Origin of the sequence: Phycicoccus mangrovi (assembly GCF_018729305.1) — a bacterium.
Classification (GTDB): Bacteria; Actinomycetota; Actinomycetes; order Actinomycetales; family Dermatophilaceae; genus Phycicoccus; species Phycicoccus jejuensis.
Genome location: NZ_JAHHWP010000006.1, coordinates 34,571 through 53,784, shown reverse-complemented (window position 1 = coordinate 53,784; position 19,214 = coordinate 34,571). Strand labels below are relative to the sequence as shown.

The window sequence follows — 19,214 nt, the reverse complement described above, 5'->3', positions numbered from 1 at the left end:
CGTGGTCCTTCGTCGTCGTCGTCGTCGATCGAACAGCGGCGCCCAGTCTAGGCACGGCGCCGTTAGGCTCGGCGCGTGCTCGCCGTCGCATTCCCCGCCGCCGCCTTCGCCACCAACTGCTACGTCCTCGCGACCGGCCCGGGGGAGGAGTGCCTCGTCGTCGACCCCGGCATCGGCGTGGAGGACACGCTGCGCGAGGTGCTCGCCGAGCACCGTCTGCGCCCGGCCGCCGTGCTGCTCACGCACGGCCACCTCGACCACGTCTACTCGGTGACCCCGGTGTGCGGCGGCGACACCGCCGCGTACGTCCACGCCGACGACCGCTACCGGCTCGCCGACCCGCTCTCGACGATCGACCCCGGGACCCTCGCGATGATGGAGTCGCAGTTCGGGCAGCGGGCGACCTGGCGCCAGCCCGAGCGCGTCCTCGAGGTCACCGACCGGCAGCGTCTCGAGGTCGCCGGGCTGCCGCTGGAGGTCCTCCACGCGCCCGGCCACACCGAGGGCTCGGTGATGTTCGCGCTCGACGCCGTCCCGGACGGCCTGCCCGCCGACGAGGGGCTGGACCGTACCGTCGTCTCCGGCGACGTGCTCTTCGCCGGCTCGATCGGCCGCACCGACCTCCCGGGCGGCGACGGCGCCGCGATGCAGCGCTCGCTGCGCGACGTCGTCCTGCCGCTGCCCGACTCCACGCTCGTCCTCACCGGCCACGGGCCGGCCACGACGATGCGCCGGGAGCGGGGCACCAACCCGTACCTGCGAGGATTGGGCGCGTGACTCCTCCCGCCCAGAAGGTGACGCCCATCTCGGGTTTCCCCGAGCTCCTGCCCGCCGAGCGGCTCCTCGAGCTGCACTTCCTCGACACCGTCCGCGAGGTCTTCGAGCTGCACGGCTTCGCGCCGCTCGAGACGCGGGCCGTCGAGCCGGTCGAGCGCCTCCTCGGCAAGGGCGGCGACGCCGACAAGGAGATCTACGGCATCCGCCGCCTCGCCGGCGAGGACACCGGGCGCGAGTCCGAGCTCGGGCTGCACTTCGACCTCACCGTGCCCTTCGCGCGCTACGTCCTCGAGAACGCCGGGAAGCTGTCCTTCCCGTTCCGTCGCTACCAGGTGCAGAAGGTCTGGCGCGGCGAGCGCCCGCAGGAGGGCCGCTTCCGCGAGTTCACCCAGGCCGACATCGACGTCGTCGACGTCGGCACCCTCGCGCCGCACTTCGAGGCCGAGATGCCGCTCGTCATCGCCGAGGCCTTCCGCCGGCTCCCGGTGGGGGAGTTCCGTATCCAGGTCAACAACCGCAAGGTCCCCGAGGGCTTCTACCTCGGGATCGGGCTGACCGACGTCGCCGGCACGCTGCGCGTCGTCGACAAGCTCGCGAAGATCGGCCCCGAGAAGGTGGCCGCCCAGCTCGTCGAGGCCGGCGCCACCGACGAGCAGGCGCGGCTGTGCCTCGCGCTGGCCGGCATCCGCAGCGAGGACCTGTCGTTCGTCGACGAGGTGCGCGCCCTCGGGGTCGAGCACCCCGTCCTCGACGAGGGCCTCGACGCCCTGGCCGCGGTCATCCGCGCCGGGACGGAGCAGGCCCCCGGCACCCTCGTCGCCGACCTGTCGGTCGCCCGCGGTCTCGACTACTACACCGGCACGGTCTACGAGACCCAGGTCGTCGGCAACGAGGAGTGGGGCTCGGTCTGCTCCGGCGGCCGCTACGACTCGCTCGCCTCGGACGGCCGGACGACCTACCCCGGCGTCGGCATCTCCATCGGCCTCTCGCGGCTGGTCCACCTCCTCGTGACCAAGCGCGGCCTGACGGCGAGCCGGTCGACACCGGCCGCGGTCCTCGTCGCGGTCGTCGACGAGGACACACGGGCCCGCTCGGTCGCCGTCGCGGCGGCCCTCCGGGCGCGCGGTGTGCCCTGCGAGGTCGCGCCCAGCGCCGCGAAGTTCGGCAAGCAGATCCGCTACGCCGACCGGCGCGGCATCCCGTTCGTCTGGTTCCCCGGGGCCGGTGACGACGACGGCGACCAGGTCAAGGACATCCGCTCCGGCGACCAGGTCGACGCCGACGCCGCCACCTGGGAGTGCCCCGCGGCCGACCTGCGCCCGGGCGTCGTCATCCCGCAGCACTGACCGGCGGCGGGCGCAGGCCGACCTCCTTGAGCTCGAGGACGGCCAGCGCCCGCACCACGTCCGGGTCGCCGCGTCGCCACGCGCCGGCGGGGTCGGGGGAGATGCGCGCGAGCCGGGTCATCGGCTGGTTGGCCATCGCCCGCAGCGCGAAGAGGTCGAGGTCGGGCGCCCCGTCGACGAACCGCTGCGCCGCCGTGGCGCGCCGGACGAAGCGCCAGCGCAGCACGAGCCACAGGCCGACGACGAGGACGATGGGCGTCAGCGCCGTGACCAGTCCGAGCACCGTCGCGAAGCGCTCGACCGCCCCGACGAGGTCGCGCCCGGCGGAGGCGAAGTCGTCGCCGACCCCGGCCGCGGACCGGAAGGGGGCGGCGATCCGGTCGTCGAGCAGCGGCAGGTCGTCGACCGAGTCGCCCGCCTGGTTCATCCGGCCGGTGAACCCGGTGCCGGCGGCCTCCAGCCGACGCCCCGGCTCGGCGAGCCCCAGCGTGGCGTCGTGCACCCGCTGGGCGACCCGCACGCAGAGGTACACCCACGCGACCATCCCGAGGTCGGCGAGCACCTGGACGGCGCGGCGGGCGGGGAGGTCGCTGTAGAGCTTCACGCTGGTCTCCTGCGGTGTCGGGGCCGGTCCGGCTCGGCACTAGACTTCCACCGCACTCCAGCAGGAGGCACCACCACGGGCAGCGTCGCCCGCGGTCATCGACACGAGACAGGGCTGGTATCCGTGAAGGTCGGCATCCCCACCGAGGTCAAGAACAACGAGTTCCGCGTCGGGATCACCCCCGTCGGCGTCCACGAGCTCGTCCGTCGCGGGCACGAGGTCCTCGTCCAGAAGGGCGCGGGGCTCGGCTCCTCGATCACCGACGACGAGTACGTCTCGCAGGGCGCGTCGATCATCGACTCCGCCGACGACCTCTGGGGCGCGTCGGACATGGTCATGAAGGTCAAGGAGCCGGTCGCCGAGGAGTACCACCGCCTGCGCGAGGGCCTGACGCTCTTCACCTACCTCCACCTCGCCGCCGACGAGCCGCTCACGAAGGAGCTCGTCGACAAGAAGGTCACCTCCATCGCCTACGAGACGGTCCAGCTGCCCTCGGGCCTGCTGCCGCTGCTCTACCCGATGTCCGAGGTCGCCGGCTGCCTCGCGCCCCAGGTCGGCGCGCACTCGATGATGAAGGCGCAGGGCGGCCGCGGCGTCCTCATGGGCGGCATCGGCGGCGTCGCGAACGCCAAGGTCGTCGTCCTCGGCGCGGGCGTCGCCGGCCAGAACGCGGCGAACATCGCGCTCGGCATGGGCGCCGACGTCACGCTCCTCGACACCGACCTCGACAAGCTCCGGATGAGCTTCTGGCGCTACGACAACCGCGTCGCGCAGATCGCGTCCTCGGCGATGTCGGTCCGCGAGCAGGTGCTCCAGGCCGACCTCGTCATCGGCACCGTCCTCATCCCCGGCGCGAAGGCGCCGAAGCTCGTCACCGACGACATGGTCGCCCAGATGAAGCCGGGCTCGGTGCTCGTCGACGTCGCGATCGACCAGGGGGGCTGCTTCGAGAACTCGCGTCCGACCACGCACGCCGAGCCGACCTTCGAGGTCCACGACTCGATCTACTACTGCGTCGCCAACATGCCCGGCGCGGTGCCCCACACCTCGACGTGGGCGCTGACCAACGCGACGCTGTCCTACGCCACGAAGCTCGCCGACCACGGCTGGCAGGAGGCCTCGCGCGCGGACCGGTCACTGGCCCTCGGCCTCAACACGCACGCCGGCCACATCACCTACGGCGCCGTCGCCGAGGCCTTCGGGATGGACAGCATCTCGCTCGACGAGGCGCTCTCCTGACCCACGACACCCCGCCGCCGACGGCCCGCCCCACCCCCGTGGGGCGGGCCGTCGACGCGTGGCTGACCCACCTCGACGTCGAGCGCGGCGTGTCGGCCAACACGCTCGCCGCCTACCGGCGCGACCTCGCCCGGTGGTGCGCCCACCTGACCGCCCGCGGCGTGCAGCGGCCGGAGGACGTCACTGAGGCCCACGTCGCCGACTTCCTCGCCGGCCTGCGCGAGGGCGACGACGACCACCGGCCGCTCGCCGCGTCCTCGGCCGCGCGGACACTCGTCGCCGTCCGCGGCCTGCACCGCTTCCTCGCGCTCGAGGGCGTGCTCGAGGCCGACCCCTCGCGCGACGTCGCCCCACCGCGCACGCCCGACCGGCTGCCCACGGCGATCCCGCTCGCGGACGTCGAGCGCCTCCTCGAGGCCGCCTCGCTCGGCGACACCCCGGCGGCCCTGCGCGACCGCGCCCTGCTCGAGGTCCTCTACGGCACGGGGGCCCGCATCTCGGAGGCGGTCGGGCTCGACGTCGACGACCTCGACACGCAGGAGCGGGTCGTGCGGCTGCGCGGCAAGGGCGGCAAGGAGCGCATCGTCCCGCTCGGCTCGTACGCCGCCGAGGCGCTGTCGGCCTGGCTCGTCCGGGGGCGACCGGTGCTGGCCGGGCAGGGGAGGGGGACGCCGGCGGTGTTCCTCGGCGTGCGCGGCGCCCGGCTCTCGCGGCAGAGCGCCTGGGCGGTGCTGCGGGTCGCGGCCGAGCGAGCCGGCCTGCGCGGGCACCTCTCGCCGCACACGCTGCGGCACTCGTTCGCGACCCACCTGCTCGAGGGCGGCGCCGACGTCCGGGTGGTCCAGGAGCTGCTCGGCCACGCATCGGTGACGACGACCCAGATCTACACGCGGGTCACGGTCCAGCAGCTGCGCGAGGTCTACGCCCAGAGCCACCCGCGCGCCCGAGGGGTCCCGGGCGGGGACGCCGCACGCTGATAGGGTCGACACCGATCAGCGAGAGGCTGACCGACGCACGAGAGGGACCGGGGAGTACACAGGTGGCCGAGACCGAGGCGGCGTTCCAGATCCGCATCGACGGGCAGGTCGGGCCCACCGGGCGCCCGATGCCGGAGTTCCCCCAGCCCGAGCCCCTGGCCTCCCACGGGCCGGCGCGCATCATCGCGATGTGCAACCAGAAGGGCGGCGTCGGCAAGACGACGACGACCATCAACCTCGGGGCGGCCCTCGCCGAGCTCGGGCGCAAGGTGCTCCTCGTCGACTTCGACCCCCAGGGTGCGCTCTCCGTCGGGCTCGGCATCCCCACGCACGACCTCGACACGACGATCTACAACCTCCTCGTCGAGCGCGGCCTCGACGTCCGCGACGTCATCAAGCACACCAAGGTCGCGAACCTCGACGTCGTCCCGGCCAACATCGACCTCTCCGCGGCCGAGGTCCAGCTCGTGGGCGAGGTCGCCCGCGAGCAGATCCTCGCCCGCGTGCTGCGCCCGGTCCTCGACGACTACGACGTCGTCCTCATCGACTGCCAGCCCTCGCTCGGCCTGCTCACCGTCAACGCCCTCACCGCGGCGCACGGCGTCGTCATCCCGCTCGAGTGCGAGTTCTTCGCGATGCGCGGCGTCGCCCTCCTCGTCGAGACGATCGAGAAGATCATCGACCGGCTCAACCCCCGCCTGCAGATCGACGGCATCCTCGCGACGATGTACGACGGGCGCACGCTGCACTCGCGCGAGGTCGTCGCGAGCGTCGTCGAGCACTTCGGCGACCAGGTCTTCCACACGGTCATCTCGCGCACCGTCAAGTTCCCCGACGCCTCGCTCGCGGCCGAGCCCATCACGACGTACGAGTCGGCCCACAAGGGCGCCGACTCCTACCGTCAGCTGGCCCGCGAGCTCATCGCGCGGGGCGGGGCGGCCTGACCCGATGTCCTCGCCCCCCGGGGCCGCGGAGCACGAGGCGGTCGTCCCCGGCGGGGTCATCACCCGCCGGGCCGCGGCCACGCCCTTCGAGGTCCACCTCGAGAACTTCACCGGCCCGTTCGACCTGCTCCTCGGGCTGATCAGCAAGCACAAGCTCGACGTCACCGAGATCGCCCTGGCCACCGTCACCGACGAGTTCATCGCGTTCATCCGCGCGGCGCGCGAGCAGGGCGATGCGTGGGACCTCTCGCAGGCCACCGAGTTCCTCGTCATCGCCTCGACGCTGCTCGACCTCAAGGCCGCCCGCCTGCTGCCGCAGTCCGGGCCGGAGGACGAGGAGGACCTCGCCCTCATCGAGGCCCGCGACATCCTCTTCGCGCGGCTGCTGCAGTACCGCGCGTTCAAGGACATCGCCCGCACCTTCGCCGACCGGATGGCCACCGCCGGCCGGCGCCACCCGCGCGCGGTCGCGCTCGAGCCGCACCTCGCCGCGCTCCTGCCCGAGCTCGTCATGACGGTCTCGCCGGACCGGCTGGCCATCATCGCCGCGCGGGCGCTGTCCCCGAAGCCGGTCCCGACGGTCGGCCTGGCCCACCTGCACGCGCCCCAGGTCAGCGTCCGCGAGCAGGCCGCCGTCATCGGCGAGCGGCTGCGCCGCGACCGGGTCGCGTCCTTCCGCAGCCTGGTCCAGGACGCCGACAGCACCCTCGTCGTCGTCGCGCGCTTCCTCGCCCTCCTCGAGCTCTTCCGGGAGGCCGCGATCGGCTTCGAGCAGGCCGAGGCGCTCGGCGAGCTGACCGTGCGCTGGACCGGCCCCGACGACGGCGAGGTGCAGGTGACCGACGAGTTCGACGACCTGCCCGACACCCCCGAGGAGACCCCCGATGAGTGACCCCGCGCCCGACGTCGTCCCCGAGGCCGTGCCCGAGGACCAGCTGGCGTTCGACGTCGCCGACTTCCCCGGCGGCATCCGCGGCGCCCTCGAGGCCGTGCTCATGGTCGTCGACGAGCCGGTGACGACGATGGCCCTCGCGTCCGCCGTCGAGCAGCCGGTCGGCGACGTCGAGGCGGCCCTCGCCGAGCTCGAGGCCGGCTACGCCGAGCAGCTGCGCGGCTTCACGCTGCGCCAGGTCGGCGGCGGCTGGCGGATGTACAGCCGCCACGAGTACGCCCCGGTCGTCGAGAAGTTCGTCCTCGACGGCCAGCAGGCCCGCCTCACGCAGGCCTCCCTCGAGACCCTCGCCGTCATCGCCTACCGCCAGCCGGTGTCCCGCTCCCGCGTCGCGGCGGTGCGCGGCGTCAACGTCGACGGCGTCATCCGCACCCTCCTGACCCGCGGGCTCATCGAGGAGCTCGGCCAGGACGAGGAGTCCACCGCGACGCTGTACGGCACCACCAGCTACTTCCTCGAGCGCCTCGGCCTGCAGTCGATCGACGACCTGCCGGCGCTCGCCCCCTACCTGCCCGAGGTCGACGTGCTCGACGAGATCGCCGAAGGAGGCCGCGCATGACGCCGCCGAAGAACCGTGGGAACACCGGACGAGGAGGTCGCCCGCAGGGTGGTCGCCCGCAGCAGGGTGGTCGCCCCCAGCAGGGCGGCGGCTCCGGCCGGGCCCGCGGCACCGGGACCACCCGGGCCAGCCAGCCGACCCAGACCAAGCGCGAGCCGCAGCGGCCCGTCGTCGACGTCCATGACCCCGACGGCGTGCGCCTCCAGAAGCTGCTGGCTGCCGCGGGTGTCGGCTCGCGGCGGGTCTGCGAGGACCTCATCGCGCAGGGCCGCGTCGAGGTCGACGGCCAGGTCGTGCGCGAGCTCGGCGTCCGCATCAAGGCCACGCAGACGGTGCACGTCGACGGCGAGCGCGTGCAGCTCGACGAGTCGCGCGTCTACCTCGCCTTCAACAAGCCGCTCAACGTCGTCACCTCGATGAGCGACGAGCTCGGCCGTGTCGACATCGGCGACTACTTCGGCGACCGCAAGGAGCGGCTCTTCCACGTCGGCCGGCTCGACGCCGACACCGAGGGTCTGCTGCTGCTCACCAACGACGGCGACCTCGCCCACCGCCTCCAGCACCCGCGCTACGGCGTCCTCAAGACCTACCTCGCGCAGATCCCCGGCCCGGTCCCGCGCGACCTCGGCAAGCGGCTTCGCGAGGGTGTCGAGCTCGAGGACGGGCCGGTGCGCGTCGACTCCTTCCGGGTCGTCGACTCGCAGCCGGGCAAGGCGATCGTCGAGGTCGTCCTGCACGAGGGGCGCAAGCACATCGTCCGCCGGATGCTCGCCGAGGTCGGCCACCCCGTGCTGTCGCTCGTGCGGACGCAGGTCGGGCCGGTGCGCCTCGGCGAGACCAAGCCGGGCAAGTTCCGCGCCCTCTCGAGCGCGGAGGTCGCCGCCCTCTACAAGGCCGCAGGGCTCTGATGCGCGTCCACGTCGTCGGCACCGGGCTCATCGGCGCCTCGCTCGGGCTCGCGCTGACCCGGCACGGCGACGACGTGACCCTCGAGGACGCGGTGCCGACGCACGCCGCGCTGGCCCGTGACCTCGGAGCCGGGCGGCTGCCGTCGGACGGCGAGGAGCTCTCGCCGGACCTCGTCGTCGTCGCCGCGCCGCCGGACGTCACGGCGGGGTGCGTCCTCGACGCCCTGCGCCGCTGGCCCTCCGCCGCCGTCACCGACGTCGCGTCGGTCAAGGGCGCGGTGCTCGCGTCGCTGCGCGCGGCCGGCGCCGACCTCGGCCGGTACTGCGGCTCGCACCCGATGGCCGGGCGCGAGCGCTCCGGTGCCGTCTCCGGGCGGCACGACCTCTTCGACGGCCGCGCCTGGGTCGTCACGCCGACCGACGAGACGCTGCCCGAGGTCGTCGACCTCGTGACCGCCGTCGCGACGGCGGCCGGCGCCGCGGTGCGCCGCCTGCCGCCGGACGCGCACGACCGCGCCGTGGCCGCCGTCTCGCACGTGCCGCAGCTGGCCGCGAGCCTCGTCGCCGCCCGGCTCGAGGACCTCGACGAGCCGGCCGTCGCCCTCGCCGGCCAAGGACTGCGCGACGTCACCCGCATCGCCGCGAGCGACCCGCACCTGTGGACCCAGATCCTCGCGGGCAACGCCGGCGCGGTGCGGGCCGTGCTCGCCGACCTCGCCGAGGACCTCACCGCCGTCGTCGACTCGCTCGCGGCGCTCGAGGCCGGGGGAGACCCGGTCGGGGCGCGCGGCACGCTGGCGCGCACCATCGCCGCCGGGAACGCCGGCCACGCCCGCATCCCCGGCAAGCACGGCGCCGCGCCGACGGCCTACACGACGGTGCGCGTGCTCATCCCGGACGAGCCGGGGCAGCTCGGCCGGCTCTTCGCCGACGTCGGCGAGATCGGCACGAACATCGAGGAGTTCCACCTCGACCACGGGCTCGGCCAGCCGTTCGGGCTCGCCGAGGTCGACGTCGTCCCGAGCGCGGCGGCCGGGCTGGCCGAGGCCCTCGCGGAGCGGGGCTGGCGCCTGCACGGCTGACCGGCGTCAGTAGGCTCTCCGACCATGACCGCGCCCCTCACCATCGCCATCGACGGTCCCTCCGGCTCCGGGAAGAGCAGCGTCGCGCGGGCCGTGGCGCGGCGCCTCGGCATCGGGTTCGTCGACACCGGGGCCACGTACCGGGCGCTCACGTGGTGGTGCGTGGAGCGGGGTGTGGACCTCGCCGACACCGCAGCCGTCGCAGCCGCGGCGCGGGCGCTGCCGCTCGAGCTGGGCACCGACCCGGCCTCGCCGCGGGTCGTCGTCGACGGCACCGACGTCACCGAGGCGATCCGCACCTCCGAGGTGAGCACCGCGGTCTCGGCCGTCGCGACCAACCGCGAGGTGCGCCCCGTCCTCCAGCAGCTGCAGCGCGACCTCATGACGGCCGCCGCCGAGCGCACCGGGGGAGTCGTCGCCGAGGGCCGCGACATCACGACCGTCGTCGCCCCGGACGCCCGGGTGCGGGTCCTCCTCACCGCCTCCGAGGAGGCGCGCCTGCGCCGGCGCAGCACCGAGCTGCACGGCACGGCCGACGCCGCCGCAGTCGAGGCGACCCGCGACCAGGTCGTGCGCCGCGACCGCGACGACTCGACCGTCTCGACGTTCACCGAGGCCGCGGAGGGCGTCGTCCTCGTCGACACCTCCGACCTCGACCTCGACGAGAGCATCGAGGCCGTCCTCGACGTCGTCGCCGCGGCCGACGAGCCGGGCGCCTGACCTCCCCGCCCGGCAAGCGCGCACGTGCGGGGTTATCGCTGTCGGGTCCGGTTCCTGGGCTCGGGAAGCGCGCACGTGCGGGGTTGTCGCTGTCGAGTCGCGTCCGGCGCCTGACCTCCCCGCCCGGCAAGCGCGCACGTGCGGGGTTATCGCTGTCGGGTCGTGTCCGGGGGCTCGGGAAGCGCGCACGTGCGGGGTTATCGCTGTCGGTTCGCGTCCGGCGTCTGACCTCCCCGCCCGGCAAGCGCGCACGTGCGGGGTTGTCGCTGTCGGGTCCGGTTCCTGGGCTCGGGAAGCGCGCACGTGCGGGGTTGTCGCTGTCGGGTCGTGTCCGGGGGCTCGATGAGCGCGCACGGGCGGGGTTGTCGCTGTCGGGTCGTGTCCGGGGGCTCGATGAGCGCGCACGGGCGGGGTTGTCGCTGTCGGGTCGCGTCCATGGGCTCGGCAAGCGCGCACGTGCGGGGTTGTCGCTGTCGAGTCGCGTCCGGCGCCTGACCTCCCCGCCCGGCGCGATTCGGGGGAGCGGGCCCCCGTGCGGGAGGATGGACCCGTGAGCACCGACGACCCGACGCAGACGCAGGACCCCGAGGCCGTCGAGCGCGCCCTGCGGGCCGGACTCGAGGACTTCGACCTCGACGACGAGGACCGCGCCCTCCTCGACTCCGAGGGCGACCCCGACGCCGACGACGAGCGCGGCGGCCCCGCGCCGGTCGTCGCGATCGTCGGCCGTCCGAACGTCGGCAAGTCGACCCTCGTCAACCGCATCCTCGGCCGTCGCGAGGCCGTCGTCGAGGACGTCCCCGGCGTCACCCGCGACCGCGTCGCGTACGACGCCGAGTGGACCGGGCACAACTTCACCGTCGTCGACACCGGCGGCTGGGAGGTCGACGCCACCGGCATCCACCTGCGCGTCGCCGAGCAGGCCGAGATCGCCGTCGAGCTCGCGGACGCCGTGATGTTCGTCGTCGACGCGACCGTCGGCGCCACCGACGACGACGAGGCCGTCGTCCGGATGCTCCGCCGTGCCGGCAAGCCGGTCGTCCTCGTCGCCAACAAGGTCGACGACCAGCGCACCGAGGCCGATGCCGCCTCCCTGTGGAACCTCGGGCTCGGCCAGCCGTGGCCCGTTTCGGCCCTTCACGGCCGGGGGAGCGGGGACGTCCTCGACGCCCTGCTCGAGGTGCTGCCCGAGGTCTCGGCCGTCGGCGCCTACGCCCGCGGCGGCCCCCGCCGCGTCGCGCTGCTCGGCCGGCCGAACGTCGGCAAGTCCTCGATGCTCAACAAGCTGACCGGCACCGACCGCGTCGTCGTCGACGACGTCGCCGGCACGACGCGCGACCCGGTCGACGAGGTCGTCGAGCTCGGCGGGCGCACCTGGCGCTTCGTCGACACCGCGGGCATCCGCCGCCGCGTGCACCAGACCCGCGGCGCCGACTTCTACGCCTCCCTGCGCACGCAGACCGCCCTGGAGAAGGCCGAGGTGGCCGTCGTCCTCGTCGACTCGAGCGCGACGATCGCCGAGCAGGACGTCCGCGTCATCCAGCAGGTCATCGACTCCGGCCGCGCCCTCGTCATCGCCTACAACAAGTGGGACCTCACCGACGAGGAGCGCCGCCACTTCCTCGAGCGCGAGATCGAGCGCGACCTCGTCCAGGTGCCGTGGGCGCCGCGGGTCAACGTCTCGGCCCGCACGGGCCGCCACCTCGAGAAGCTCGTCCCGGCGATCGACCGCGCGCTCGACTCGTGGGAGACCCGCATCTCGACGGGGCGCCTCAACGCCTTCCTCGGCGAGGTCGTCGCGGCCCACCCGCACCCGGTGCGCGGCGGCAAGCAGCCGCGGATCCTCTTCGCGACCCAGGCCGGCACCCGCCCGCCGCGGTTCGTCCTCTTCGCGTCGGGCTTCATCGAGGCCGGCTACCGCCGCTTCGTCGAGCGCCGCCTGCGCGAGGAGTTCGGCTTCGAGGGCACCCCGATCGAGATCTCGGTCCGGGTGCGCGAGAAGCGGCGCGACCGACGCTGACCTCGCGCGCGCGTCCGCGGGGCAGGCCGATTGGGTCGCGCGGGCGCGCGTGGGATAAGGTTTCGACGCTCCCGCGAGGGGGCGAGCCACGGGCTGTGGCGCAGCTTGGTAGCGCACTTGACTGGGGGTCAAGGGGTCGCAGGTTCAAATCCTGTCAGCCCGACAGATGCGAAGGGCCCGACCGTCACGGTCGGGCCCTTCGCCGTGCCGGGCCTGACCGGATGCGGGGAGCGCGAGTGCCCCGCGAGGGACGAGCGGGGCAGGAGCGCGGCGTCCGGTCAGCCCGACCTACCCGCTGCCGGTCAGCCGACCACGGTGGCCATCCGCCGGACGGCCTCCTCGAGGATGGCGGGCGAGGTGGCGAAGTTGAGCCGGACGAAGCCGCGGCCGGCCTGCGCCCCGTAGCGCGGCCCGGAGCCGAGGGCGACCCGGCCCCGCTCGCGGAAGGCGGTGGCGGGGTCGTCGCCGAGGTCGAGCGTCCGGCAGTCGAGCCAGCCCAGGTAGGTGGCCTGCGGCACCGTCCACCGCACCCCGGGCAGGTGCTCGGCGAGCAGCCGGCCGACGAGGTCGCGGTTGGCCGTCAGCTCGGCGCGCAGCCGGGCGTGCCAGTCGAGGCCGTCGCGCATCGCGGCGACGTGCGCGATCTCGCCGAGGTGCGAGCTGCCGTGGGTGTGGACCTCGGGCAGCCGCGCGAGGTCGTCCCGGGCCTGCGGGCCGGCGACGACGACCGCGGACTTGAGGCCGGCGAGGTTCCAGCCCTTCGACGGCGAGAAGACCGCGAAGGCGTCCTCGGCGCCGGGGACGGTGAGATAGGGGGTGAACGCGGGCCCGTCGTCGTGGACGAGCGGCGCGTGGATCTCGTCGGCGACGACGCGCACACCGAACTCGCGGGCCAGCGCGGCGAGGGTCGCGAGCTCGTCGGGGGAGTGGACCGTCCCGGTCGGGTTCTGCGGGTTGCACAGGAGGTAGCCGACGCGGCCGCCGCCGGCGGTCGCCTCGCGGAACGCCGCCCGCAGCGCCTCCGGGTCCAGCCGCCCGTCCGCACCGAGCGGGGCGTCGACCCGCCGCCGGCCGATGGCGTCGACGAAGCCGAAGAAGGAGTCGTACACCGGCGGCGAGACGACGACCGCGCCGCGCTCGTCGGTGAGCATCCGCAGCACCTCGCTCGCGCCGATCATCACGTCGGTGACGACGAGCATCGAGGACGGGTCGACGTCCCAGCCCCACGTCTCGCCGGCGTAGCGCGCCACCTCGCCGGCGTAGCGGGGGGCCCAGCCGTAGCCGGTGTCGCCGCGCGAGACCGCGGACGCGACGGCGTCGGCGACCGCGGGGCAGGGGTCGCAGTCCATCTCGGCCACCCACAGGGGCAGGACGTCGGGCGGGTAGGCGAGCCACTTGACGCTCGTGCGGTCGCGCCGCAGCTCCGCCTCGGAGGCCCCCAGGATGCTCGTGGTCGTCATCCCGCCACCCTAGGTCGCGGACCCGCGGCCGACCGGCGGGGCGACGGCGCGCCGACCGGCCGCCACCCCATACAGTGGCGCGCATGACGCACGAGGGGTCCCCGGCACCGGCCAGCACCCGGGTCCTCACCCTCCCCAACGTCCTCAGCTCGCTCCGGCTGGTCGGCGTGCCCGTCTTCCTCTGGGCCATCGTCACCGAGCACGACGTCCTCGCGCTCGTGCTCCTCATGGCGTCGGGCGTCACCGACTACCTCGACGGCAAGATCGCCCGGGCCTGGGGCCTGGAGTCGCGCCTCGGTCAGCTGCTCGACCCCGTCGCGGACCGGCTCTACATCGCCTCGACGCTCCTCGGCCTCGCCTACCGCGACATTCTCCCGTGGTGGGTCGTCGTCGTCCTCTTCGCCCGCGAGGCGTTCATGGCCGTCGTCGTCCTCGTGGCCAAGCGCCACGGCTGGGTCGGGCTGCCCGTGCACTTCGCCGGCAAGGCCGCGACCTTCAACCTCCTCTACGCCTTCCCGCTGCTCCTGCTCGCCGACGGCGACGGCACCCTGGCGCGCGTCGCCGAGCCGGTGGGCTGGGGCTTCGCGTGGTGGGGGATCGTCCTGTACTGGCTCTCGGCGTTCATCTACGCCGCGCAGCTGCGCCACCTCCTCGCCCACGAGCGGGCGGTCCCGGCGTGAGCGCCGCGGGCGAGCGCCGACCGGACGCGTCGATGACGCTGATCCGGACGATGATGGAGCGCCCGCTCGACCCGGGGTACGCCGCCGCGGCGGCCCGGCGCGAGGCGGCCGGCCTGCCGGGCTCGACGTCGCTGCGCGCGCCCCGGCTGCTCGCCGCCACGCTCGCCCTCGGGCTCGTCGTCGGGGTGGCCGCCTCCAACCTCACCGCCCCGGACACGCCGCGCTCCGCGGCCCGGGCCGACCTCGTGCGCCAGATCGAGGAGCGCCGGACGCAGGTCGAGCAGCTGTCGGCGCAGCAGCTGCGCCTGCAGGCCGAGGTGTCGACGCTCGAGGCCGCCCAGCTCGGCCCGTCGGCGGCCGGCGGCGCCCGCGGACGGGTCCTCGCGGAGTCCGTGGGGGCGTCCGCGATGACCGGTCCGGGGATGGTCGTGACGCTCGACGACGCCCCGGCGGGCGACACGGGGGACGGCACCGACGGCACCGAGGAGCAGCGCGTGCTGTCCAAGGACCTCCAGTACGTCGTCAACGCGCTCTGGCAGGCGGGCGCCGAGGCGGTGAGCATCAACGGCAACCGGATGACGTCGGTGTCGGCCATCCGCTTCGCGGGGTCGGCGCTCGTCGTCGACTTCCGGCCGCTCGCCCGGCCCTACCGGATCACCGCCATCGGCGACCCGCAGCGGATGCCCGCCGCGTTCGCCGACGGCGTGGGCGGCAGCTATTTGTCGACCCTGCACTCCACGTTCGGCATCCGCGCCGACACCGACGTGCCCCGGGAGGACCTGTCCGTGCCCGCCGGCCGGCGCCTCACGCTGCGCTTCGCGGAACCGGTGGATACTGGGGCGTCCCCGACCAGCGGGGCCCGCACCGACCAGGAGGACGGCCCGTCGTGATCCCAGCCCTCGGCCTGGCCATCGGCGTGCTCGTCGGTCTGCTCCTGCAGCCCACCGTCCCGGTGTGGCTCCAGCCCTACCTGCCGATCGCCGTCATCGCCGCCCTCGACGCGGTCTTCGGGGCGGTGCGCGCCATCCTCGACGGCATCTTCAGCGACAAGGTCTTCGTCGTCTCGTTCCTCTCCAACGTCGTCGTCGCCGCGTTCATCGTCTTCCTCGGCGACAAGCTCGGGGTCGGCAGCCAGCTCTCGACCGGCGTCGTCGTCGTCCTCGGCGTCCGGATCTTCTCCAACGTCGCGTCCATCCGGCGCCACCTGTTCGACGCATGAGCGAGCCGCACGACTCCACCCCGACGGGACCCCGGGACGCGCGCCACGCGTGGGCCCGGCTGCGCCGCGCGGGCTCGCCGCGCCCGAGCCGCTCCAACCTCCTCGCGATGCTCCTCGCGCTGGCGCTCGGGTTCGCGATCATCGCCCAGGTGCGCCAGACCTCGCTCCAGGGTCTGGAGACCCTCCGCGAGGACGAGCTCGTGCGCATCCTCTCCGACGTCGACCAGGACGGCGACCAGCTCTCCGGCGAGGTCCGCGACCTCCAGTCCTCCCTCGAGCTGCTCAAGAGCCGCACGACCGGTGAGCAGGAGGCGCAGCGCGCCGCCCAGGAGCGCCTCGACGCCCTCGGCATCCTCGCGGGCACGGCGCCGGCGAAGGGCCCGGGCATCCTCCTGCGCATCGAGGACCCGCAGCGCCTCGTCCGCCAGAACCTCCTCCTCGACGCCGTCCAGGAGCTGCGGGCCGCCGGCGCCGAGGCGATCCAGGTCGGTGACGTCCGCGTCGTGGCCTCGACGTGGTTCGCCGACACCGAGGGCGGCGGCATCTCGGTGTCCGGGTCCGAGGTGACGCCGCCCTACGTCATCCGGGCGATCGGCGACCCCAACACCCTCGCCGGGGCCATGCAGATCCCCGGCGGCGTGACGGCCACCGCGCGCCGGGTCGGCGCCGAGGCCTCCGTCGACATCCGCGACGAGGTGGAGGTCGACGCGTTGCTGAGCGTCACCACGCCTCAGTACGCTCGCCCCGTACCCACGAGCACCCCCTGACGCGACCGCGTCCGAGACAGGAGAACCATGAGCGACCTCGAGTACCCCGCCGGCCTGCGCTACACCGCCGAGCACGAGTGGGTCCGCGAGGAGGACGGGGTCGTGCGCATCGGCATCACCGCCTTCGCGCAGGAGGCCCTCGGCGACGTCGTGTACGTCAGCCTGCCGGCGGTCGGCGACTCCGTCGTCGCGGGCGACACCTGCGGCGAGGTCGAGTCCACGAAGTCGGTCAGCGACCTCTACGCGCCGGTCGCCGGCGAGGTCACGGCGGTCAACGACGCCCTCGACGCCACCCCGGAGCTCGTCAACTCCGACCCCTACGGCGAGGGCTGGATGTACGAGCTGCGGCCGTCGGACGCCGCGGCCGTCGCCGCGCTGCTCGACGTCGACGCCTACCGCGCCCAGCTCTCCTGATCGCTGCCCTGCGCAACCGGTTTCCCCCGGGACCGGGACTTCCGCGCCGACGTGATCTAGGGTGGCAGGTCCCGGCGACCGCCGACGGAGAGGGTGGTAGGACGACATGACTGGCGACGAGCGCGGCGAGCAGCAGCAGCCGCCCGTTCCCGAGCCCACGACGATGCGCCTGCAGGCGGTCGAGGGGACCCGGGTCGAGCCGCAGAGCGAGGCCGAGCACGTCCTCACGAAGGCGGACCTCGCCACCGTCGAGGCGCTGCGGGCGGGCACGGCCCTCCTCGTGGTGCTCCGCGGGCCGAACACCGGCGCGCGCTTCCTCCTCGACGACGACGAGGTCGTCTCCGGTCGCCACCCCGACAGCGACATCTTCCTCGACGACGTGACGGTCTCGCGCCGGCACGCGGTCTTCCAGCGCTCCGGCGGGACCTTCGTCGTGCGCGACGTGGGCTCGCTCAACGGGACGTACGTCAACCGGGACCTCGTCGACGAGGCGGAGCTGTCGACGGGCGACGAGGTGCAGATCGGCAAGTTCCGGCTCGTCTTCTACGCCTCGGCCCAGGCCTGACGTCCCCGCCGTGCGACCCCTGACCATCGGGGCGGTCGTCGCGGCCCTCGCCGAGGACTTCCCGGACGTCACCGTCTCCAAGGTGCGCTTCCTCGAGGCCGAGGGCCTCGTGACGCCCGAGCGCACCGGGTCGGGCTACCGGCGCTACACCGAGGCCGACGTCGAGCGGCTGCGCTACGTCCTGCGGGCCCAGCGCGACCTGTTCTGGCCGCTGCGGGTCATCAAGGACTCGCTCGAGGCCCTCGAGCGCGGCCTGGTCCCGGACGGCCCGGGGCGCCCGCCGGTCGTGCCCGACCCCGCCCCGGACCCCGCCGTGCCACCCGTCGCCGAGCTCGTCGAGACCGGCACCCCGCTCCGGCTGACCCGGACCGAGCTCGCGAGCGCCGCAGGCCTGGACGACGGCCTCGTCGCCGACCTCCTCGACCACGGGCTGCTGCGCCCCGGGGCCGACAGGATGCACGGGAGCGAGGACCTGCGGGCCGCGCGGGCGGCCGCCGGCCTGGCCCGCTTCGGCGTCGAGGCCCGGCACCTGCGCGCGGCGCGGACCGCGGCCGACCGCGAGGTCGGGCTCGTCGAGCAGGTGACCGGCGGCCTGCGCGGCGAGGACCGGCGCCGCGCGGCCGCCGAGGTGACCCACCTCGTCCTCACCCTCCACACCGCGCTCGTGCGCGCCGGCCTCGACACCCCGGCCGAGCGGCCCGGCACGGCGTCGGGGTCGCGGGGTACGGTGACGGGGTGAAGCTCATGGACGTCCTCGGCGTGCGGGTCGAGATGCCGGGCAACCAGCCGATCGTCCTGCTCAGGGAGCGCGACGGTGTCCGCTACCTGCCGATCTGGATCGGCGCGGCGGAGGCCACGGCGATCGCGTACGCCCAGCAGGGTGTCGTGCCCCCGCGCCCGCTCACCCACGACCTGGCGCGCACCGTCATCGACGACCTCGGGCACACGCTGACCCGGGTGCGGATCGTCTCGCTCCAGGACGGCGCGTTCCACGCCGCGCTCGACATCGACGGCGGCGGCGAGGCCGGCGGCACGACGATCGACTCCCGCTCCTCGGACGCCATCGCCCTCGCGCTGCGCGCCGGCGCCGACATCGTCGCCGAGGAGGCGCTCCTCGACGAGGCCGGGGTCGAGATGGCCGAGAGCGAGGACGACGAGGTCGAGAAGTTCAAGGCCTTCCTCGAGGACGTCTCCGCCGACGACTTCGACACCGAGACGGGGTCCTGACCGCGACACGCCGGTGAGCGTGCGGGGCCCGCGGTCGTTGACCGCCGTCACAGCCGCCCCTACTGTCACACCAGTCACAGAAGTGGCCGGGAGAGTGACGTCGATGTCATTCCCGGGCGTATCGTCGTCCGGAGCACCCGGCACCATCAGGAGGTAGGCGTGGGCTCCACCGGAGAAGCGCGACAGGGCGGCACCCCCGCGCCCGTCGTCGCGCAGGGCGTGCTGTTCGCCGACGACCTGCCCCAGCTCGACGACGAGGTCGGCTACCGCGGCCCCACCGCGTGCAAGGCGGCGGGCATCACCTACCGCCAGCTCGACTACTGGGCGCGCACCGGGCTCGTCGAGCCCTCGGTCCGCTCGGCCGGCGGCTCCGGCACGCAGCGCCTGTACGGCTTCCGCGACATCCTCGTGCTCAAGGTCGTCAAGCGCCTCCTCGACACCGGGGTCTCGCTCCAGCAGATCCGTGGCGCCATCACCGTGCTGCGCGCCCGCGGGGTCGACGACCTCGCCGGCATCACCCTCATGAGCGACGGCGCCTCGGTCTACGAGTGCACCTCGAACGACGAGGTCATCGACCTGCTCCAGGGCGGCCAGGGCGTGTTCGGCATCGCTGTCGGCAAGGTCTGGCGCGAGGTCGAGGGCACGCTCTCGGACCTGCCGAGCGAGCGCGCCGCGTCCGAGGGCGGCGCCGAGGCGGTCCAGCCGGGCGACGAGCTCGGCGCCCGCCGCATCGCGCGCCTCGCCTGATCCGCCG

The 19,214-nt window shown here is 74.2% G+C and carries 22 protein-coding genes and 1 tRNA gene; 21 read left to right on the top strand and 2 right to left on the bottom strand.

All coding sequences use genetic code 11. The annotated features are described in order from the left end of the window. The first annotated feature begins 75 nt into the window (after positions 1–75). The gene (locus KMZ30_RS02895) at positions 76–777 is read left to right on the top strand and encodes an MBL fold metallo-hydrolase (RefSeq protein ID WP_215511657.1); all 702 of its coding nucleotides are present in this window, start codon (positions 76–78) and stop codon (positions 775–777) included. Then, positions 774–2,123, top strand: a complete 1,350-nt coding sequence (gene hisS / locus KMZ30_RS02890) for a histidine--tRNA ligase (protein ID WP_215511658.1) — start codon at positions 774–776, stop codon at positions 2,121–2,123. Before KMZ30_RS02895 ends, hisS begins: the two co-directional genes overlap by 4 nt. On the opposite strand, the gene KMZ30_RS02885 is transcribed toward hisS, so the two are convergent. Beyond that, positions 2,107–2,727, bottom strand: a complete 621-nt coding sequence (locus tag KMZ30_RS02885) for a hypothetical protein (RefSeq protein ID WP_215511659.1) — start codon at positions 2,725–2,727, stop codon at positions 2,107–2,109. The two genes, hisS and KMZ30_RS02885, sit on opposite strands and share 17 nt — an antisense overlap. A 123-nt stretch (positions 2,728–2,850) precedes the next feature. Here KMZ30_RS02885 and ald point away from each other — a divergent pair, with 123 nt between their 5' ends. From ald to KMZ30_RS02835, 10 genes are all read left to right on the top strand, one after another. Further along, a complete protein-coding gene (gene ald, locus KMZ30_RS02880; RefSeq protein ID WP_215511660.1) occupies positions 2,851–3,966 on the top strand; it encodes an alanine dehydrogenase in 1,116 nt (371 codons plus the stop codon). Between the two features lie 38 nt (positions 3,967–4,004). Continuing rightward, positions 4,005–4,943, top strand: coding sequence for a site-specific tyrosine recombinase XerD (xerD, locus tag KMZ30_RS02875; RefSeq protein WP_308279583.1), 939 nt, complete (start codon positions 4,005–4,007; stop codon positions 4,941–4,943). A 128-nt stretch (positions 4,944–5,071) separates the two neighbouring features. Continuing rightward, complete coding sequence (locus KMZ30_RS02870) at positions 5,072–5,887, top strand: ParA family protein (protein WP_030529140.1); 816 nt, start codon at positions 5,072–5,074, stop codon at positions 5,885–5,887. A gap of 4 nt (positions 5,888–5,891) precedes the next feature. Continuing rightward, positions 5,892–6,779, top strand: a complete 888-nt coding sequence (locus KMZ30_RS02865; RefSeq protein WP_215511661.1) for a segregation and condensation protein A — start codon at positions 5,892–5,894, stop codon at positions 6,777–6,779. Then, a complete protein-coding gene (gene scpB / locus KMZ30_RS02860; RefSeq protein ID WP_215511662.1) occupies positions 6,772–7,398 on the top strand; it encodes an SMC-Scp complex subunit ScpB in 627 nt (208 codons plus the stop codon). Before KMZ30_RS02865 ends, scpB begins: the two co-directional genes overlap by 8 nt. Further along, positions 7,395–8,306 (top strand): pseudouridine synthase, encoded by a 912-nt coding sequence (locus tag KMZ30_RS02855; protein WP_215511663.1) that lies wholly within the window; start codon positions 7,395–7,397, stop codon positions 8,304–8,306. Before scpB ends, KMZ30_RS02855 begins: the two co-directional genes overlap by 4 nt. Continuing rightward, positions 8,306–9,388: a prephenate dehydrogenase gene (locus KMZ30_RS02850; protein ID WP_215511664.1), complete on the top strand. Its 1,083-nt coding sequence runs from the start codon at positions 8,306–8,308 to the stop codon at positions 9,386–9,388. Before KMZ30_RS02855 ends, KMZ30_RS02850 begins: the two co-directional genes overlap by 1 nt. 24 nt (positions 9,389–9,412) lie before the next feature. Further along, positions 9,413–10,108, top strand: a complete 696-nt coding sequence (gene cmk / locus KMZ30_RS02845) for a (d)CMP kinase (RefSeq protein ID WP_215511665.1) — start codon at positions 9,413–9,415, stop codon at positions 10,106–10,108. 550 nt (positions 10,109–10,658) lie between these two features. Continuing rightward, positions 10,659–12,128, top strand: coding sequence for a ribosome biogenesis GTPase Der (der, locus tag KMZ30_RS02840; RefSeq protein ID WP_308279584.1), 1,470 nt, complete (start codon positions 10,659–10,661; stop codon positions 12,126–12,128). An 89-nt stretch (positions 12,129–12,217) separates the two neighbouring features. Next, positions 12,218–12,291 (top strand) — tRNA-Pro (locus tag KMZ30_RS02835). Between the two features lie 139 nt (positions 12,292–12,430). Here the strand turns inward: KMZ30_RS02835 and KMZ30_RS02830 are convergent. Further along, the gene (locus tag KMZ30_RS02830) at positions 12,431–13,588 is read right to left on the bottom strand and encodes a MalY/PatB family protein (RefSeq protein ID WP_215511667.1); all 1,158 of its coding nucleotides are present in this window, start codon (positions 13,586–13,588) and stop codon (positions 12,431–12,433) included. An 83-nt stretch (positions 13,589–13,671) separates the two neighbouring features. Here KMZ30_RS02830 and clsA point away from each other — a divergent pair, with 83 nt between their 5' ends. The 9 genes from clsA (at position 13,672) to KMZ30_RS02785 (ending at position 19,207) form a co-directional block, all read left to right on the top strand. Then, positions 13,672–14,268 (top strand): cardiolipin synthase ClsA, encoded by a 597-nt coding sequence (clsA, locus tag KMZ30_RS02825; RefSeq protein WP_215511668.1) that lies wholly within the window; start codon positions 13,672–13,674, stop codon positions 14,266–14,268. Then, positions 14,265–15,158 (top strand): DUF881 domain-containing protein, encoded by an 894-nt coding sequence (locus KMZ30_RS02820; RefSeq protein ID WP_215511669.1) that lies wholly within the window; start codon positions 14,265–14,267, stop codon positions 15,156–15,158. Before clsA ends, KMZ30_RS02820 begins: the two co-directional genes overlap by 4 nt. Then, positions 15,155–15,487: a small basic family protein gene (locus KMZ30_RS02815; protein ID WP_215511670.1), complete on the top strand. Its 333-nt coding sequence runs from the start codon at positions 15,155–15,157 to the stop codon at positions 15,485–15,487. Before KMZ30_RS02820 ends, KMZ30_RS02815 begins: the two co-directional genes overlap by 4 nt. Beyond that, positions 15,484–16,254 (top strand): DUF881 domain-containing protein, encoded by a 771-nt coding sequence (locus tag KMZ30_RS02810; protein ID WP_215511671.1) that lies wholly within the window; start codon positions 15,484–15,486, stop codon positions 16,252–16,254. The genes KMZ30_RS02815 and KMZ30_RS02810 overlap by 4 nt, the downstream gene beginning before the upstream one ends. Before the next feature lie 27 nt (positions 16,255–16,281). Further along, a complete protein-coding gene (gene gcvH / locus KMZ30_RS02805; protein ID WP_030529152.1) occupies positions 16,282–16,668 on the top strand; it encodes a glycine cleavage system protein GcvH in 387 nt (128 codons plus the stop codon). Positions 16,669–16,774: 106 nt separating this feature from the next. Beyond that, entirely contained in the window at positions 16,775–17,233 is a 459-nt protein-coding gene (locus tag KMZ30_RS02800; protein ID WP_030529153.1) for an FHA domain-containing protein, read from the top strand. 10 nt (positions 17,234–17,243) lie between these two features. Then, positions 17,244–17,972, top strand: a complete 729-nt coding sequence (gene ftsR / locus KMZ30_RS02795) for a transcriptional regulator FtsR (protein WP_215511672.1) — start codon at positions 17,244–17,246, stop codon at positions 17,970–17,972. After that, the gene (locus tag KMZ30_RS02790) at positions 17,969–18,460 is read left to right on the top strand and encodes a bifunctional nuclease family protein (RefSeq protein ID WP_215519852.1); all 492 of its coding nucleotides are present in this window, start codon (positions 17,969–17,971) and stop codon (positions 18,458–18,460) included. The genes ftsR and KMZ30_RS02790 overlap by 4 nt, the downstream gene beginning before the upstream one ends. 159 nt (positions 18,461–18,619) lie before the next feature. After that, positions 18,620–19,207: a MerR family transcriptional regulator gene (locus tag KMZ30_RS02785; protein WP_215511673.1), complete on the top strand. Its 588-nt coding sequence runs from the start codon at positions 18,620–18,622 to the stop codon at positions 19,205–19,207. The last annotated feature ends 7 nt before the right edge of the window (positions 19,208–19,214 follow it).